Consider the following 19767-nt stretch of genomic DNA (forward strand, 5'->3'; position numbering starts at 1 on the left):
ATTTATGAAAAAAATATTATTTATATCTACAGCATTGTTAGCTTCACTGACTGCATGTGAAGATTACAATGACCAGTTTAACCTCGGCTCTCAGATCTCGGATGTCAAGAAGGGAGTCGCTATCAAATTGGCTGCAGCAGATTATGCGACAGTTGCCAATAATGCAACCAATAAGGAAATCGCTTTGTCGAAAGATCCTGAAAACGGTACATATGTAGCTGCTCTTGAAGCAATTGGTAAAAACAGATATTTTGCAGACAAAACGGAAGCAGAATGGTTCCTGCCAGCTTTTATTACAGAAAAATATCCGCAGGCTGATGCCGGATCTCGTTTTTCTGTTTCATATAATATGTATAAAGCTCCGTCTACCTATTTGGCCGACTTCAAGAATCTGAAAGAGTATACACTTTCGAATGCAGACTACCGGAATGTATGGGGAGAAACTGCATCGGCTACTTACCTTTCTCCGTCTACGATGAAGAAGCTTCCTGAAGTGCTGGCTGGTGCTATGAGCAATCCTGCCGAAGGAGATATGGTGGCTGTGAATTATGCATATTCAGAATTTGAACCCGGTAGTGGCGGTGGTTCTGTTATTCCGATGGTATACCAGAAGGTGACTTCATTCGACGGTGAGGGAGGCAATTATGTAATAGCTGCCAAGGCTGACGACGGTAATTACTATCCGTTCGGAAAGCTGGATAAGGAAAGCTATAACTATGGATATATGAATCCGTCGCCTATTACAGTTGGTGAAAATGGTGTAATTGCAAATGCCGACGGTGCAGAACAGGTAGTTACTTTGGGTAAGACTGATAATGGCTTTACCTTGCTGAACGGTTGGTCGCAGTATATTTACATGAGCGGTACATTCAATAGCTTTAATGTAACTTCATCTGTTCCGACAGAAGGTGGAGAATGGACCTTGAGTGAAAACGGTGACGGTACATTTGCACTGAAGAATGTTGAGAAAAACAAAACTGTGAAGTTGACGTATGTAAACGAAAAATATAGTTTCGGTGCTTATCCGGAGTCTACTTATACTTATTTCTCAGATCCGATGAATAAGGAAACTGATAAGTTTGCCATTAAGGATGTAAAATTGCCGGAAGGTTCTGATTATGTATGGAAAATCGATTCATATGGTTACTATAAAGGTTCTGCTTTCGTAAACAAAAAGAATCTGCCGTCTGAAAGTTATGTGGTATCTTCGGAAATCGATCTTTCGAATGCTACTGCTCCGGTGCTGAGCTTCAACCTAGCTATCAACTACCTGAATGGTAACAAGGCTACCGATTTCTTTACCGTGAGAGTTTCTTCTAATTATACGGGTGATGTGGCAGGCGCTACCTGGACAGACCTGACTTACGATGCATCGAAGGTGGGCAGCTCGTGGACCTTTACCGATCAGTCTATCGACCTGAGCCAGTTTAAGGGACAGAAAATCGTGATTGCATACGGCTATAAGAGTACAGACCAGTGCGCTCCGACTGTAGAACTGAAAAACACTTTAGTGAAAGAAAAAGATGCAAAATACTGGGATGTATGCTTGTTTAAGGAAGTTCCTGAAAACGAAGTAGCTGCTGCTATGATGCGTATGACAACACGTGCATCGGGTGCTTATGCTAATACTGCTGCATTGTATGTCTACACTAATGGTACATGGGCTGAATATGCTAAAGAAGACGTTAATGTATTAGTTGCTGATCCGAAGTTCTACGCTGAAATTGGTACTGACTATGTTTCTAAACCGTCTATTATCTTCCCGGTTTATTTGGCACAGAAGTTCCCGTATGCAGTGAAGGGAGAACAGGTAGCTGTAGTCTATAAGAAGACTGCCGACAGTAACCCGATTGTTGAAGAGTATACATTCAACGGTGGATGGGCTGCTTCTACTAACTACTCTACACGTACTACTATCTTCGAAAAAGCTGCCGACGGTACATATACAGCACAGGCTGGTGTTTATCTGGACGAAGCGCTGACTGGTGGCAATGACGGAGGATTTACTGTACAGGATATTGCACTGACAGGTGTAAGTTATGTATGGAAGAGTGATGCAAGCTATGGATGGAAGGCTTCAGCGTTTATGAACAATACGAACAATGAAACTGAAAGCTGGCTGCTGACTCCGGCTATCGATTTGTCGGAAGCTATGACACCTCAGCTGTCATTCGAAGAAGCTCATAAGTTCCTGAACGGTAATCCGCTTTCTGAATACATGATGGTAAAAGTTTCTACTGATTATATAGACGATGTAGAATCTTGTACATGGGAAACCGTTGAAGTTGATGAAACACAGTGGTCTGACGGACAGAGCTGGGACTTCTACAAAGTAGGTCCTTATAGCTTGAGCGCATATGTTGGTCAGGTTATCCGTATTGCCTTTGTTTACAAGAGCACAAGCAGTGCTGCTCCTACTTGGGAAATTAAGAATGTTCTGGTAAACGAAGCAGAATAATTTTATAATGTATATCCGCTGGTTCTTTCTCTGCCGAAGGGTGAGAACCGGCGGATATTTTTCTCTTTACTAATGAAATCTAACAGGTTTAGTCATGAAAAAACATTTATTTATTTTAGGACTGGCACTGGCTTTGTTCAATGTCGGTTGTGATGATCAGAATACCATACCTAATGGTTATGTACAGACAACTCAGGAAGGAGCATCTACACTTGTTCTGAAAGGATACGAAAATGCTGCATTAGGCTTTTCTGTATTCCAACTGGAAGGATTTGATTCTCCGTTTTATATACAGGATAAAAAGTTTGCCGGAAACGCTTACAGTTTTACCCAGGTAGCAGCTGCACGTCTGGATGAAATGACAACTGTTCCTGCAAATGTAGAATGGCAGTCGGATGCTACTGTAACAGCTGGTGCGGCTTACTGGGCTCGCTATGCTGCTTCAACGGTATATCGTTTTGTAAAATTCCGTGTATCTGATATTAATGGAAATAATGTAACGATTGAGTATGTCGTTACCGACCAGACCGAAGAACGTCCGAACGATAATGTCAATGCAAATACTGGTTATGATAATGTTTCGGTAACCGGTTATGAAATTCCTCATTTGAATGACCAGAATGTATACGCCGATCATTATGTAACAATGGACGGAGTACAGATTCTGAACTATGCATTAGAATGGGATAATACAAAACGTCATGCCAACTGGGTAGCTTTTACGTTCGATACTACAACTTCGGCTGATAATGTGAAACGTACAGATGCCTGGTCCGTAGATCCGAAGCTTCCGGCAGAAATGCAAGTTCAGGAAAGCGATCATAAGAACGACGGTTTTGATAAAGGACACCTGTGTGCTTCGGAAGACCGTGTGTACCTGAAGGAGGCAAACGATCAGACTTTCTACTACAGCAACATTTCACCTCAGTTGAATGATTTCAATGGTGGTTTCTGGCGTAAGCTGGAGGCTCGTGTACAGACATGGGGACGTTCTACAGCCGATGGTGTATACGATAAGGTGTATGTTACAAAAGGTGGTACGCTGAATAAGCTGCTGAAAAACTTCAAAGGTACTACAGTTAATGGTGGTACTCCTACAACAGACGCAAACGGATTTACTATACACGGACTGGCTTGTCCGGAATATTACTATATGGCTGTTCTGAGCCAGAAAGACGATGTATTCCATGCTATTGCTTTCCTGGTACCTCATAAAGAAGGTATGACCGAAAATCCTTCGTCTGACGAACTGAAAGAATATGTGGTTTCTGTAGACAAACTGGAAGAAGAAACAGGCATTGATTTCTTCTGTAATTTGCCTGATGTACTTGAAAATGAGGTAGAGGCTGCTTGTAACCTGAATGACTGGGCATGGTAACAGGAGGCACATATATGAAAAAATATCTGTTTGCGTTTTTCTGGGTATGTCTGGTAATAGCGGGCTATGCTCAAGAGCAGAAAGGTACGGTTTACGGAGTTGCCTTTTATAACCTCGAAAATTTGTTTGATACGAAGCACGATGAGGGTAAGAAAGATTATGAATATCTGCCCGACGGAAGAAATAAATGGGACGATAAGAAATATCAGTCGAAACTGAAAAATATGTCGACGGTACTTGGATCGCTGGCTACCGACAAGACACCTGAGGGGGCTGCGGTAATAGGCATGGCTGAGGTGGAAAACCGTCATGTGCTGGAAGATTTGCTGAAACAGCCGGCACTGACCGATCGCGGGTATGAGATTATTCATTATGAGGGACCGGACGAAAGAGGTGTGGACTGTGCTTTCTTTTACAACCCGAAACTGTATACAGTGACAGCTACCAAACTGGTTCCTTATGTATTGGCTCAACCGACAGATCGTCCGACACGCGGTTTTCTGATTGCTGACGGTAAACTGGCTGGCGAACGTGTGGCTTTTATTGTAAATCACTGGCCGTCGCGTGGAGCTGAATCTCCGGCTCGTGAGCGTGCAGGTATGCAGGTACGTGCACTGAAGGATTCGCTGCAACGTCTGGATTCGAAAATCAAGATTGTAATCATGGGTGACATGAACGATGATCCTATGGATAAAAGTATGGCAGAAGCCTTAGGAGCAAAGCGTGAAATGAAGGATGTGAAGAAGAAAGATTTATATAATCCTTGGTGGAATACGCTTGCCGGAGGCGATGGTACATTAAAGTATAGAGGTAAATGGAATTTGTTCGACCAGATTGTTTTTACTGGCAATTTCCTGAACAAACGCCATAAAAAGCTGAGTTATTTCACTCATGAAATATTCAAGCGTGATTACCTGATGCAAGCGGATGGAAAATACAAAGGCTATCCTTTGCGTACGCAGGCTGGAGGCAGATGGATGAACGGATATAGCGACCATCTTCCGACTGTAGTATATTTTATTAAAAAGTAATACGTTACGTTTTAATGATATAAAAAGAAAATAGACCGTTCCGATTGGAGCGGTCTATTTTCTTTTTATATCAAACACTTGTTTATTTGCATGCTTCTGCAATACGTTTTACGACAAAGGGTCCTTCGTAGATGAACGCTGAGTAAATCTGTACCAGATGTGCTCCGGCATTCAGCATGCTGGTTGCTTCTGCTGGAGTCATGACACCTCCTGCTCCGATAATGAGCATTTCTTTAGGAGTATGTGCAGAAAGATATCTGACAACCTCTATTGATTTATAAATAATCGGTAGTCCGCTGATTCCTCCGGCACCTACGTGAGTGACTTCAGCTTGAGAAGAATGAATAAGCAAGGAGCGGTCTTGTGACGGACCGGTTGCGATAAATCCGTCGATATGATGCTGGCGGGCAAAGCTGATAATATCGTCCAGCTTTTCTATAGGTACATCAGCCGGAAGCTTCAGAAATATAGGTTTGCCAATCTGCTTCTTTTTGTCTGCTACTGCAATCAGTACGGAACTGAGGATTTCTGGAGCAATGCTTCCCCAGTTGATTGTATAATAATCGGCATATTCGCTGAAAGTGCTGTACAGATCTGTAATTTCTGCTCTAGCCAGCTCTTCGTCGGCAGGATAATTGGTATTGATATTGACTCCCAATATATATTTCCCGTTTTGTTTCTGCCTCAGATTCTGTAATACCATTTCTTTTCCGGGATTGTTGAATCCGGTACGTGAAATGAGAGCATGGTCTTTAGGTAACCGGAATATACGTGGAGAAGGATTTCCATCGACTTTGTGTGGAGTAACCGTTCCCGCTTCTATAAATCCGAAGCCCAGGTCACTCAGTTCATCGAAACAGTTTGCTTCTTTATCGAATCCGGCTGACAATCCTACACGGTTGCTGAAGTTCAGATTTTGCCATTGGAAGGGAACAGCCTTGGGATGAAACAGTGAGCGGGTCAGGCTTCTTATTGGTCCCAGATGGCGATATATATGAAGCAGGGTTATAATCTGATCATGGATTTTTTCGGCGTCGATACGGAACAGACAGGGACGAATAATTGATTTATACATAGTGGTAATGGTTTATTTGATTTTTTCCATTACAAAGGTACAATATATTCAAGAGAATCTACCATAAAAAAAAGTTATCCCTTATTACCCGACTGTTAGGTGGCAGCTGTGGAATAATGTATTGAGGATGCGCTGACTGTTATCGGGCAATTGCCAGTGTAGAAGATGAACATAAAAAAGCCCTATCAAGACTCCTTTTCGGGGTAATGGTAGGGCTTTGGGTTTCAGAATATGACTTTAATGATTCTGAGATTTCTTTTTACAGACTTATTTCTGGCCGTTTCTCCATTTTGGAGCACCGATACCCAGCTGGTAAATCTTAGAATTCAATACCTTACTATCTTGTCTGTAGTACAGGTTCACACCATGTTCACCACCTGTTCCGTCCAATGCATCTGCACGGTGCATGTAGCGGTCACTGTTAGTTGCAGCTTTGTGAGGTGGGTTAGGAGCAATCATCAGTTCCAGCGGTGAGATGTCGTCTACCAGAACTTCCAGAGAACCGTTCAGGGTTGCAGAACCAACGTTGACCAGACTACCGAAGTTGTTCTTGGTTGCAGTCCATGGGTTGTTACTGAATATCTGTCCGTTGCTGAGGAAAGTATTTGTAGAATAGTTATTCTCAAAGTTCAGTGTGACATGTCCGGCAGATCCGTCTGGCAAAGTCATAGTCTTACGGATATCAGCTCCTGCCATAATCATGTTACGGGCATCGCCATCTTGCTTGGTCAGGATAATCAGGTTATTTCTTACGGTATAGGTACTTCCGTCAGGAATATTACGCATGTTGAAAATATTACCGGCAGCACGGGTATTCCAGTTGACCAGCGTATTGTTTTCGAATGTGATATTCCATGCTCCGCCCTTCCAGTTAGCCTGTTTGGTTTCATTGAAGAATGACGGGAACGGGCAATCGTAGAATGTATTTCCGCGAACAACAAAATCTTTGTAAAGGTTAGAGTTGGCATTGTTGCCCGAACCAGCAATCCAAGGATAACCTCCGGCTCCGTTGCTGTAGTATCCACAGTCGAAGAACTGGTTGTCTTCAATCAATACATGATCCCAGATTTTGTAGTTAGGTCCTTGTTCACGGATAAATCCACGGACAAGTCTCTTGAATGTACAGTTCTTGATAACAAAGTTTTCCAAGTGTACTGCCATTCCGTTAGAGAACATATTGATGAAGTAGTTACCTGTAGTAGAACCAACTCCAGCTATATTATCACCATAGTTGAGGGCAAGCGGACAGTCGAAATCGATGTCATAGAACTCAAGCATCTTCATGTAGATTTCTCCACCTTCTCCGGCTTGTGGTTGACGACCAAACATCAGGTTCATTGAGTTGACATTTGTTCCTGTTGTATGCATACCTCCAAGCAATACTTTTGCACGTTTACCAGCAGCTACATCTTCCGGATTTGTACGGAGGATGAATCCTTTACAGGTTGTCAGGTTATTGAACATACAGTAAGTTTTTCCACCTTCCAGATAGTATGTTTGTCCTTCTGCCAGATTAACATCCGAGATAAAGTCGGTCAGCATGAAGTCGATACGCATTGCGTCATATTTCAGTGCAACTTCGTGTTGTTCGAGAGCTGTCTGGTAAGCTTCTTCTGTATCGAAGTAGTCACGGCTTGGAGCTGTCAGTTCGTGAGTAACAAGGATAGGTTCTCCCGGTTCACCGTCGGAACGTGCAGAATAGGTATTGTAATATGCATCCCATTTTACCTTGACGCTTTCATTGCGTACGTTGATGACATATACTGAGTTTTTCTGAAGTCCGTCGATATCTACATAACCTCTTGCAAAGTCTTCTTCTGTGAGTTTATAGTTTTTCCATTTTTCGTTTACTGTAGATTCCGGATTGTTGGGTGAAGGAGCTACTTCCAGCCACTGGTAAACGAAGTTGTTGTTGGCATCCAGCTCAAATTTTTCACGATAGATGGCTTTGTCATCTTCGGATACACCTTCGGATACTACATCAAAATTACGGTTCAGCATGACACGCATGGTTGTTTCAGTCGTTTTTGAACCGTCGACATATACACAGAATGGAGTAGCATAACGGTCGGCTGTAGTAATACCGAGAAATTCAGCCCATTGTCTTCCATCGCCGTGTCCGTACCATTTGGATGCATGTGAGAAGTCGGTTATATTGTCATCTTTCTTCGACAATACACGAATGGCAAAACGGAAATCGGTAGAGTACTGCTGGTCTTTGATAACCAGATCGAGTACGTCGGGACCCACAATTGTGTCGAGTAGCAGTAAGCCGTTTTCAGCAGATGTTCCCCATGCATCAGCTCCGTTTGACACATTAGGCTGGAGTGCCTGGCGAATCTGGTATCCGGCACAGTCATTTACACCGTACCAGTACAGATGAATATCGTTTCCGTTAGGACCTTCTGCCTTACAGTTGTATGCGTAGTCATCTCCCTTGCCTCTGTTGTTGTCGCAGATGAACATTGTCATCCATTCCCGGTCTAGTGACGCTCCAAAACTTTCATCTTCGTCAGAGCATGAGCTGAATGAAAGCACAGATGATAGCATTAAGGAATATAGAAATAGTTTTTTCATGGTAATCTTTTTTGAGTGTTGTTATTAATATCCATAATAGTTCTTATAGGCTCCGGCAGAACGCTGGATAGCTGCATTTGGATAAGGCAGAATATAACGTACCGGAGGCAATGCGCTGACTGAAGGAACGCTGTTGCCTTCCAATGGAACTTCTGTTCCGTCTTTTACCAATACTATAGTACCTTGTTCTGTGTGGCGGATATATCCATAGAATGAATATTTACATTGGTTGGTTGGCTCAGAATCGCTACTCCACTGATAGAATTCGGCTGATTCCCATGTTTTTCCATCGATAGCGGTAAGAGCTGTTGCCGGCTGGCTTGCCGATTTGTAAGGATTGTAAATATAGAGGATATCCAGTGTGGTGTTCGGATATGGATAACCATATACCTGACTGGGATCTACACGCCATTCTGCACTCTGAGGAAGTACATGGTAATACATATATTCTGGCAGTTCGTCCAGATAATTGCTTCCGTCGTGTTCGGCTATATCATCTTCAAATCCGGTATATGTACCGGCGTTTGACATGGCAACCGACAGGTAACGTAAGAAGCTGTATACTACTTCCTGACTGTACAGGTTGTTACGTACAAGGTCGCGCCAGCGGATGTTTTCACCTGCAAACTCCCATTTACGTTCGTCCAGTACGGCCTGGAGGAATTTCTCTTTCGAAGAAGCTGCATTGGTAACGTAAGTATTGACAGCACCCTGATCGTCGAAGGCACGGCTACGTACCTGACGGAGTGACTCTTGGGCTTCTTTAGTCGGACCTTCCAGTTCGTTGATAGCTTCGGCATTCATCAGCAAGACATCGGCATAGCGCATGTAAGGGAAGTTGATACCTGTACTTCCTGAACTTGTATTAAGGAATTGTCCGGCATTGGCCCATAGTTTAGACCATTTGTTGTTGTGTACGGTGTAGTCTGAACGGATCAGGCAGGAATCTTGACTGACATTGTTTGTACTGTTTCCGTAATACCAGAGTCCGTTGACGAAATCACGGCGTTTGTCTTTTTCATCGAATGAGTAGCGGTAGAATGCATTCAGTCTGCCGTTTCCGTCGGCTGCTCCCCATACGTTCTTACCAAGTGTCTGTCCTTCATTGGCTGTAGAGGTAGGACCCTGGATATTTCCAGTTTCGCCTGTTGATTCTTTAGCGAAAGGTATTTCGAAAATAGGATCTCCCTTGCTGATTAGTTCGAAATTACTTTCTTTCAGGAATACATCTTTATAAGAAGTTCCTATGGAGTGAGAACCTGACGAGATAACCAGATTGGTATATTCCTTGGCAATACGGTAGTAGTCCTGATAATTTTCCGGACGGCTCATGACACCGTAGCTTTTAGGATTGTTTTTATCCGGATGGAGTGAATATCCTCCTGCTGTAAGTGCAATACGTGCGATGAGGGCGTATGCAAATTCCTGTGAAGTACGTTCTACAGTGACAGAAGCGGATGAACTCATTTTAGGAGCGATAGCCTTCAGGTCATTTATCAGATTGTCTTGTATTTCTTTACGGTCCATGATAGGAATGACGTAATCACCTCCCAGTTGTGAAGCCGGACGGAAAGTGAAAGGAATATCTCCGAACATAACGACCATGTCATGGTAGACCATAGCACGGATACATTTGGCTTCTCCCATCATCTGCATGATTTCAGCGTCTTCTTCATTGTAAAGCGGGCTGTTTTCCAGATTGTATATAAAACGGTTGGCATCTTCGATAGCTTTGTATGCAGCTTGCCAGTACTTGTTGATTTCGCTACCCTGATCATCGCAGTCGAAGCGTGCATAACTGTTGTGGGTAGCTACGTTTGTACTGCTTATCATCATTTCTACATCGCTGTTGAGGATGAAGCTTCTCTGGAAAGCTTTTCCATACAAGTCGTTTACAAGGATAGATGCATATACTCCATTAAGTGCGCGGTTGATTTCTGTTTTCTGGCTGAAAACGAACTCTTCGCTGTAGCTTGACGGGGATTCGACATCCAAAAAATCATTGCATGATGCCAATGTCAGAGAAGTCAAGCCTATGACTAATATATTTTTGAGTTTCATGTACTTTCAAGTTTTAAAAGGTGATATTTGTTCCAAATACGAAGCTGCGGCTACGTGGGTAGCGGTTGTAGTCCATACCGCAAGTCAGACCTGTCTGAATATCTACTTCCGGGTCGTAACCAGAATATCCGGTAATGATAAACAGATTGGATGCTGAAACATAGAAACGAGCTTTTGAAATACCCATTTTTGATGTCAGCTTTTCTGGCAGTGTGTAACCGATAGTCAAGTCCTGGCAACGAACGAATGAACCATCTTCGATGAAGTAAGAATGAGTGATCTTCTGAGTTACATCGGTTGGGTTCCAAAGTGTTCTGCCTTCGTTCAGCTGACGGTACATGTCGATAGAACCATCGATGAAATAACATTTGTACATACATTCACCGTCGCCATCACGAGTATATCTCCATCCGTTGTCGGCAAATGTACCGAGTACATTATAGAACTTTTTATCGTTGCCTTCTGATGAAGAAAGCTGATAAGCTGTTGCATTGTTTACATCGAAGTCGAGCATAAAGTTGAAGTTCATGGCGAAGTCGAAGTTCTTCCATTGTCCGCTTACGCCAAATCCTCCCTGTACTTTCGGATTGGTGTTACCAATGACAGTACGGTCGTCTTCTGTAATTTTGCCGTCACCATTCAAATCTTTGAATTTGATTTTTCCAGGAAGAGTAGCAATACCTGAGTTAGAGTTTCCTGATACTTCGTTGATGACTGTCTTAGGATGTTCTACTCCATTTTCATCTACCAGCGGAGCGTCTTTAGATGTTCCGTTTTCGGCAGCTGTCGATCCCCAAGGCAGAGCCTGAAGGTTATTTGTCGGGTCGAAATAGAATTCATCCATCGAGTACAGTCCGTCGTAAACGAAACCGTAGATCAGACCTACCTGGTCGCCTACTTTCAGACAGTAGTCATTGTAGCTTGATTTCCAGCGGTTGTTCTGGTCCCAGATAACATTGTCGGTACCGTTCAGTTTGTCTACTTTCATTTTGTTCATACCAAGAGAAAGGTTGGCAGAAAGTACATAATCTCTACCTCTGAGGATATCGCCTGATATACTCAACTCGATACCTTTGTTTGTTACCTGACCGATGTTCTGCATCTGGCTGATATAACCTACAGAAGAAGGTATGTCTGATTTGTAAAGCAAATCTTTGGTAGTATTCCAGTAAACTTCAGGAGTTACAGTCAGACGGCCGCCAAACAAAGTGATATCGGCAGCAAGGTTTCGTGTCAATGTAGTTTCCCACTTGATATCCTTGTTGGCAAAGGTAGTATTTCCCTGGTTGCCGTACCATTGTTCACCAAACTGAGTAGATTCTCCGAAACCAGGACCGCCAGTAGAATTGACAGAATATAAGTAACGCCACATATCGTTGTCGATACGGTTATTACCTGCCAGACCGAAAGCAGCACGAAGTTTCAGTTGATCGATCCATTCTACATCATTCAGGAAGTTTTCTTCAGAAAGCACCCACGCTCCGGAGATAGAAGGGAAGTAGCCCCACTGGTTTCCTGGTGCGAACTTGGTAGAACCATCGGCACGCATTGTCAATGAAAGCAAGTATTTGTGGTTGTAGTTATAACTTGCCTGTCCGAAGAATGAAGCTGTACGGTCAGGAGTAGAAAGCTGTGTATACGATTCCTGTGGAGTACCGAATCCCATGTTTGCCCAAGCCTGATCAGCTTCGAATGCACGTGGAAAATAGCGGTTCTTCTGTACGTTCTTGGTATTTTGGCTATGATAGATTTCCTGTCCTAACAGCAAGGAGATGTTATGAACATTTTTCAGTGTGAAGCCGTATGATGCAGTATTGGTCCAGATATACTTGAATGTATAGTCTTTCTGAATATTGGCAACAGGCTGTGAGTTGTTTTTCTGACCTTCGCTGGTTAGTGCACCATAGAAACGGTACTGGTCTTTCCAAGTCAATCCGATTGTTGCTTCAGAACGGAGTACCAGACCTTTGATCGGTTTCCATTCCAAAGAGAAAGCATTGGTATAGTTGTATGAATACTTTTTCTGCTGGTTAATGCTGATATCGCTCTTAGGATTGGTGTAAGTGAAAAGAGCTTCTTCATCCGGGTCTGCATAAGACGGGTCGATGTATCCGAATTCACGTAAACCATTGGTAGGACGATAGCGCAATACATCGATGATACCACCTGTACCGATATTGTCACCACCAGCTCCTTCATCGCGACGGAACGAGAACTTAGGATTGATTTGCAAAGTCAGGTTCTTGGTGATATCAATAGCTGTCTTGATATTAAGGTTAGTACGGCGAACTCCAGAACCCATGATGATACCTTTATCTTCACTCTGGGTTAATGAAGCGTTGAAACGCATTTTTTCAGTACCTCCTCCGATGCTGACATTGGTAGAGTAGTTAATCGGATTTTCTCCCATAACTTCATCTTGCCAGTCGTGAGTAGGTAAGGTGTTGTACATGTCAAGGTCTTGCGGGTTACCGAAGTTTGCACGGAAGAATTTGGCATTTGATGAACGGCTACCGTTACATGCAGACCACTCATACTGATAACGTGCAAATTCTGCTGCATTCATCAGATCCAGTTTCTTAGCAAGCTGGCTGGTAGAGAGATGAGCATTGAGGCTCACCTGGATCTTTCCGGCTTTTGCCGATTTTGTGGTAACTACAACTACACCGTTACCACCTTTGGCTCCATAGATAGCTGTAATAGACGCATCCTTTAATACATCGATAGATGCAATATCTGTAGGAGGAATATCGTTGATATTGTCTACCTGGAAACCATCGACGATATAAAGAGGTTCGTTGCTTTGGGTTACAGATGTTCCTCCACGTACACGGATGTTGATATCTGCTCCCGGAGCACCATCGACCGTAGTAACCTGTACACCGGCGATTTTACCTTGCAATGCAACAGCTGCCGAGCTGACCGGAATGGCTGCGATTTTAACTCCTGAAACAGAACCTACAGAACCAGTAAGGTCTTTACGTGCTTTGCTGGTATAACCGATGACTACGACTTCGTCCATAGCCTGTGCATCTTCCTTCATTATAACTTTCAAGGCTTTGCCGGAAGTTACAGTCAGTTCCTGAGTCTGATAGCCGATGTAGGTAATAACGATTGTTTTTCCTTTGCCTGAGATCTTGAAACTGAAATTTCCATCGAAGTCTGTGATGGTTCCGTTGGAAGTGTTCCCTTTTTCTACGATAGATGCTCCAATGATAGGTTCATTGTTTGAATCTAAGACTTGTCCTTTTATGGTTAAACCTTGTGCCATAATTTCAGGTGGAGCTAATACTAGTAAAAGGGTTAGCAGGCAGAATTTCCACCAAATTGATAATTTGTCTTTCATAGTAATTAATAGTTTGTTATTACATAAAGTTTAGGTCAATACATATGAATAATTTTGTTGCCGTGTCTTAAATAGTGAAATAATTCTGTATTGAAGATTTTCAGATGTAATGTGACTGTCAATAGTAGATCAACTCTAGTAAAGAATATGTGTGTTAACGCGCACGGATAAAGATCAAAAAAAAATGTGTTTTCATAAATCATGTTTTTTAGTGTCGTATTTTGTTTGGTTTGTATATATCTTCCACAAAGGAATCTTGTAATAGATCAGGTTATCAAATATTAATTGTATTAAATTTTGGTGCAAATATATAAACGTTTGTTTTATTTGGTTGAAAAAGCCTTATTTATTAATATATTTTAAACATTCCTTTTTTAAACCTTTTAGATCTCTGTTTTTTAGCATAAAAAAAAAGAGGCTGCCCGATCGGACAACCTCTTTGTAATGTCGTTTTGAAGTAACGAATTATGCTTCAGCCGGAGCTTCTTCAGCAGCAGGTGCTTCTTCTGCGTTAGCAGCAGCTTCTGCTTCAGCTTTTGCAGCAGCTTCAGCAGCTTTCTTTTCAGCTACTTTCTTAGCGATTTCTTCGTTTACTTTCTTTTCTGCTTCCAGACGTGCTTTAGCTTCAGCTTTCTTAGCTTCTTCTTCTTTAGCTTTCAAAGCAGCCAGACCGTTCTGCTTGTTTTCTTTCCAAGCGTTGAAACGAGCTTCAGCAGCAGCTTCATCGAATGCACCTTTTGCAACACCACCCAGCAAGTGTTTCTTCATGTAAACACCTTCGCGTGACAAAATGTTGCGTACGGTATCGGTAGGCTGTGCACCTACCATTACCCAATGTAATGCACGTTCAAAATTCAAATCTACTGTGGCAGGATTGGTATTAGGGTTGTAAGTACCAATTTTTTCAGTAAATCTACCATCACGTGGTGCTCTTGCATCTGCAATAACAATTGAATAGAACGCATAACCTTTGCGTCCGTTTCTCTGCAATCTGATTTTAGTTGCCATTTCTTAAACGTTAATTTTTTAATGTTAATGATTTGAATTATGCTAATATCCCGTATTAGCGGGTGCAAAGGTACGACTTTTATTTGTATTACAAAAGGTTAAGTAGTTATTATTTGTTATTTATTTCGCGAAGCCATTTTTCCAGTTCGCCTGTCCACTGGCGTTTGTAGATGAAGGAATCACGGAATCCCCATCCATGACCTCCGATGGGATAGGTGTGCAGGCTGGCAGAAACTTTGTTTTTTACCAGTGCCATATAATAGTTCACGCTGTTTGCTACCGGTACTGCACCGTCGTCACTACTATGCATGATAAAAGCCGGAGGAGTTTGTGGGGTGACTTGCAGTTCATTGGAATATTTCTGTTCGAGTTCTTTCGATGGATTTTTGCCCAGCAGGTTGTCGTGAGATCCCATGTGGGTATAAGTCGGGTCCATAGTAATTACTGGATAGAAAAGAATCTGGAAATCCGGACGGGTTTCAGCATCGGTAAAATGAGTGGCAGCAGTGCTGGCAAGGTGTCCGCCTGCCGAAGATCCCATGATACCAACTTGTTGTAGGTTCCATTCAGCAGCATGTTGTCGCATGATGCGCAAAGCTTGTTGTGCATCACTCAACGGGACTTCGTTATTTCCATTTGGCATGCGGTAGGTAAGTACGGCATAGGTGATACCCTGACTGTTGAACCAGTTTGCCAGATCGTGACCTTCGTGGTTCATCGCAAGGTGAGTATATCCTCCTCCGGGACAGGCAACAATGGCCATTCCATTTCCTTCTTTAGCCGGATAAACGGTCAGAGTGGGTTCTGCTACATAAAGCGGACCGTTTTCTACTTGCTGAGTCATGTTGTTTGTGTTAGGAGCTCCATTGGGCCATAATTTGATTTCCACAGGTTTTTGGGCTGTGAGCATAGTCGAAAAAAAGACCAGGCTCATAAGAAATAGTTTTTTCATACGTGTATTAATTTTATTTGGTTGTTTGAATATTATCCGGTTGTTTGTACCTTATCCGCTGTTATGGTTATAGGAGTGAGCCTATATGCTTTTTCGGACATAAAGTTGTCCGATGACGGTTTGAATCATAACAGCCGGATGGTCGGATTGGCAGGTTCAAAGATAGCATAAATCTTTTAAGATAACAAAAACACCCACAGACTTCCGTCGGAGCAGAATGTCTGTGGGTGAATGTTGTTTTAATGTATAAATATATGTCTATCTGATTATTATGACTTCTTGATGTTCATACTTGCTTTTACCAGATATACAATCAGCAGTACGTAAGCTACTAGCGATGCAACCTGACTTAGCGGATTTTCAAGCCATGCTTCGTTTACGAGGTTGATTCCTCCGAAACGCATAGCAGCGCTGACTACTCCCATCAGTGCACCTCCGGCAATAAATCCGGAAGCGAGGAGTGTTCCCTTTTCTCCGCGTGCGGTGTTGACAGCTTCATCTTTGCTGCGGGTTGTTACATACCAGTTGATTGCTCCACCTACGATAAGCGGCAGGTTCAGTTCTAGTGGAATAAACATACCCAGAGCGAAAGCCAGTGCCGGTACTTTAAAGTAAGTCAGTACGAGAGCCAGTACAGCTCCTATGCCATACAACAGCCACGGGGCAGCTACACCGTTCATCAGCGGATCGATAACGGCAGCCATGGCATTAGCCTGAGGAGCAGCCAGAGCACCCGATGAGAATCCGTAAGTCTTGTTCAGAATCATGATGACACCTCCTACGGTAGCGGCAGATACCAGTGTACCCAGGAATTTCCAGGTCTGCTGTTTGGCAGGCGTACTACCCAGCCAGTAACCGATTTTCAAGTCGGTGATGAAACCTCCAGCCATTGACAATGCTGTACAAACTACACCTCCCATGACCAGTGAGGCTACCATTCCGGTTGCACCTTTCAGACCGACAGCTACCATCACTACAGAGGCCAGAATCAGTGTCATCAGTGTCATACCCGATACCGGATTCGTTCCAACGATGGCAATGGCATTGGCTGCAACGGTAGTAAACAGGAAGGAAATACCTGCTACCAGGACAATGGCTACAATGGTGTGAAGCAGATTGCCCTGCATTACATCAAAGTAGAAAAACAGAGCTACCAGTATAATCGTAATGATAGAGCCGATTGCAATAATCTTCATCGAAAGGTCTTTCTGTGTACGTACTACATTGGCTTCCGCTTTCTTGCCACCCATTTCCTTGGCAGCCAGACTTACGGCACTCTTGATGATGCTCCATGAGCGTACGATTCCGATGATACCGGCCATGGCGATACCTCCGATACCGATGCTTTTGGCGTACTGAGAGAAAATAGCTTCAGGCGACATGCTGCTTACAGTTTCGGTGATAGCCGGATTCCATGCGTTCAGTACCTGATCGCCCCAGATCAGTGAGATACCCGGAACGATAATCAGCCATACGGCAAGCGAACCGGCACAGATAATGGCAGCATATTTCAGACCTACGATGTAACCCAGTCCCAGTACGGCAGCTCCGGTATTGATTTTTACAACCAGTTTGGCCTTTTCGGCTATCATTTCTCCCCATCCGCAGACACGGGTTGTGAAGTTTTCGTTCCACCATCCGAAGGTAGCTACGATAAAGTCGTACAGACCACCTATCAGTCCGGCAAAGAGCAGCGGTTTAGCCTGACTTCCTTCTTTTTCGCCCGAAACGAGCACTTGTGTACTGGCGGTAGCTTCAGGGAACGGATATTCTCCGTGCTTTTCGCTGACGAAATATTTGCGGAACGGAATCAGGAACAAGATTCCCAGCACACCTCCCAGCAGTGAACTGATGAACATCTGGAAAAAGTCGACTGTCATTTCCGGATATTTGTCCTGCAAGATGTATAATGCGGGCAGGGTGAAGATAGCTCCTGCTACGATAACTCCCGAGCAGGCTCCGATGGATTGTATAATGACGTTTTCTCCTAATGCACTTTTACGTTTGGCTGCGCTCGAAACACCTACGGCAATGATCGCGATAGGAATAGCAGCCTCGAATACTTGACCGACCTTCAGTCCCAGATAAGCTGAGGCGGCAGAGAAAAGTATCGCCATGGCGATACCCCATAATACAGACCAGAGGTTTACCTCCGGATAGTTTTTGTCGGGCGACATCAGCGGATGATACTGCTCTCCCGGTTTCAGTGGGCGGAATGCATTTTCCGGCAGTCCTGTCTGTTTTTCGTTTGTTTCTTTCATGGTTTTTCAGGTATTTAGTTTTTTAAATATTTCTTCATGCCATTGGTAAAGTAAATATCCATTTTCCCGTCTTTACGTTCGTAGATGAAATAAGCATCGAGTTCAGGATGAGCATTGCAGATTGCCTTTGCCGAATCAAGTCCGAGCACCATGAACGAAGTGGCGTAAGCATCGGCTGTTGCACAGTCTTTTGCTACGACAGTAGACGAGAGTATATTGTGTTGTACCGGATAGCCCGTACGCGGGTCGATAGTGTGCGCATATTTTTTACCGTCTTTATAGTAGAAGTTGCGGTAATTACCCGAAGTGGCAAGTCCGGCGTTGGTGATTTCGAGCACAGTCTGCAATTCCTGATTTACAGCCAGTGAGTCGTCTATCGGTTTGTTGATACCGATGCGCCAGCTTTCCAGATTCTGGTTTTCTCCTTTCATAACCAGTTCTCCTCCGATGTTTATCATATAGTTTTTTACACCTTTGCTGTCGAGCAGGCGTGCCACACAGTCTACTCCGAACCCTTTGGCTATGGCGCTACAGTCGAGCATTACGCGTGGATCTTTCTTGACGATTTTTCCATCGATAAGGTCTATTTTCTCGAATCCGACAAACTGACGTATGCTGTCTATGGTATGTGCCTGTATGTTTGTGGCGTTCTTGAATCCGAATCCCCATGCATTTACCAGCGGAGCAACGGTAATGTCGAAAGCTCCGTAAGTTTCCTGAGAAATATCTTTCGCCAGACGGAAAACATAAGTAAACATACTGTCGGCCGTCATTTCTTCATTGTTGTTGATGCGTGTGATAACCGATTCCTTGCTGAATGGAGAGAGCGAATTGTTTACTTTCTGCAATTCAGCTTCTATATCTTTTTTCAGGTTTTCTTTCGACTGGTAAGTTATCTTGTACATTGTGCCGAACACCAGTCCTTCGTCTGTCTGGAAAGGAGCTTGTTTCCGGAGAATCAATACCGTTCCGATTATCAGGAATGCCAGAAAAGGCAGTTGCCATTTTAAACCTTTGTTGTTTGCCATAGATTATATCGTTGAGTTTAATTTATAAAAAAAGATGTTCTACAAGAATTTTTACACCGATACCTATTAATACCAGACCTCCGAAAAGTTCCATACGCAGGTTGAAGCGTTTTCCGAAAAAGATACCGATCAGGTTTCCGACTATCGAGAGAACGAATGAAGCGATGCCGATGATAATGAGTGGAGAGAACAACTGGCCGATAGAGTTGAATCCCGTAAATGCGAAAGAGATTCCTACTGCCAGTGCATCGATGCTGGTAGCTACCGCCATGGTAAGGATTACCTTCAGGCTGGTGGGGTCGAAACTGCATTCTTCGCTGTCCTTAAAATGTTCGCGTATCATACGGATACCGAGAAATGCCAGCAAGGCAAATGCTATCCAGTGGTCGTACGATTCGATAAGGTGATTGAAACGGCTGGCTCCGAACCATCCTATCAGTGGCATCAAAGCTTGAAAGAACCCGAAGAAAAAAGCCATTTTTAAAAATGTCCGCCATTGGATACGGCGTAGTATGATGCCGCTTGTCACCGAAACCGTGAAGCAGTCGATAGCCAGGCTGACGGCAAGCAACCATATTTCAAGTGTACTCAT

At 43.4% G+C, this 19767-nt stretch carries 12 protein-coding genes; 3 read left to right on the forward strand and 9 right to left on the reverse strand.

Annotated features, from left to right (window positions below):
* The first annotated feature begins 4 nt into the window (after positions 1 to 4).
* The 3 genes from BACCOP_RS13960 to BACCOP_RS13970 all read left to right on the forward strand — a co-directional run bounded on the left by BACCOP_RS13960 (position 5) and on the right by BACCOP_RS13970 (position 4867).
* Entirely contained in the window at positions 5 to 2458 is a 2454-nt protein-coding gene (locus BACCOP_RS13960) for a choice-of-anchor J domain-containing protein (protein ID WP_007570222.1), read from the forward strand.
* Positions 2459 to 2552: 94 nt separating this feature from the next.
* Positions 2553 to 3836 (forward strand): DNA/RNA non-specific endonuclease, encoded by a 1284-nt coding sequence (locus tag BACCOP_RS13965; RefSeq protein WP_007570224.1) that lies wholly within the window; start codon positions 2553 to 2555, stop codon positions 3834 to 3836.
* Between the two features lie 14 nt (positions 3837 to 3850).
* Positions 3851 to 4867 carry an endonuclease/exonuclease/phosphatase family protein gene (locus BACCOP_RS13970; protein WP_040312109.1) on the forward strand — a complete coding sequence of 339 codons (1017 nt, stop codon included), beginning with the start codon at positions 3851 to 3853 and terminating at the stop codon, positions 4865 to 4867.
* Between the two features lie 82 nt (positions 4868 to 4949).
* Here the strand turns inward: BACCOP_RS13970 and BACCOP_RS13975 are convergent, their stop codons facing one another.
* The 9 genes from BACCOP_RS13975 to BACCOP_RS14015 form a co-directional block, all read right to left on the reverse strand.
* Complete coding sequence (locus BACCOP_RS13975; protein WP_007570228.1) at positions 4950 to 5942, reverse strand: quinone-dependent dihydroorotate dehydrogenase; 993 nt, start codon at positions 5940 to 5942, stop codon at positions 4950 to 4952.
* Between the two features lie 267 nt (positions 5943 to 6209).
* Positions 6210 to 8519: a hypothetical protein gene (locus tag BACCOP_RS13980; protein WP_007570230.1), complete on the reverse strand. Its 2310-nt coding sequence runs from the start codon at positions 8517 to 8519 to the stop codon at positions 6210 to 6212.
* A 24-nt stretch (positions 8520 to 8543) separates the two neighbouring features.
* A complete protein-coding gene (locus tag BACCOP_RS13985; protein ID WP_007570231.1) occupies positions 8544 to 10580 on the reverse strand; it encodes a RagB/SusD family nutrient uptake outer membrane protein in 2037 nt (678 codons plus the stop codon).
* Between the two features lie 13 nt (positions 10581 to 10593).
* Positions 10594 to 13851, reverse strand: a complete 3258-nt coding sequence (locus BACCOP_RS13990) for a SusC/RagA family TonB-linked outer membrane protein (protein WP_397434040.1) — start codon at positions 13849 to 13851, stop codon at positions 10594 to 10596.
* Positions 13852 to 14391: 540 nt separating this feature from the next.
* Entirely contained in the window at positions 14392 to 14934 is a 543-nt protein-coding gene (locus BACCOP_RS13995) for a 30S ribosomal protein S16 (protein WP_007570234.1), read from the reverse strand.
* Between the two features lie 109 nt (positions 14935 to 15043).
* On the reverse strand, positions 15044 to 15886 hold the full coding sequence (locus BACCOP_RS14000) for an alpha/beta hydrolase (RefSeq protein WP_007570236.1): 843 nt from the start codon (positions 15884 to 15886) through the stop codon (positions 15044 to 15046).
* Between the two features lie 269 nt (positions 15887 to 16155).
* Positions 16156 to 18147 carry an OPT family oligopeptide transporter gene (locus BACCOP_RS14005; protein WP_007570238.1) on the reverse strand — a complete coding sequence of 664 codons (1992 nt, stop codon included), beginning with the start codon at positions 18145 to 18147 and terminating at the stop codon, positions 16156 to 16158.
* Between the two features lie 14 nt (positions 18148 to 18161).
* Positions 18162 to 19175, reverse strand: a complete 1014-nt coding sequence (locus BACCOP_RS14010; RefSeq protein WP_007570240.1) for an FAD:protein FMN transferase — start codon at positions 19173 to 19175, stop codon at positions 18162 to 18164.
* A 22-nt stretch (positions 19176 to 19197) separates the two neighbouring features.
* Positions 19198 to 19767 carry a manganese efflux pump MntP gene (locus BACCOP_RS14015; protein WP_007570242.1) on the reverse strand — a complete coding sequence of 190 codons (570 nt, stop codon included), beginning with the start codon at positions 19765 to 19767 and terminating at the stop codon, positions 19198 to 19200.

It is taken from the genome of Phocaeicola coprocola DSM 17136 (assembly GCF_000154845.1).
Lineage (GTDB): Bacteria > Bacteroidota > Bacteroidia > Bacteroidales > Bacteroidaceae > Phocaeicola > Phocaeicola coprocola.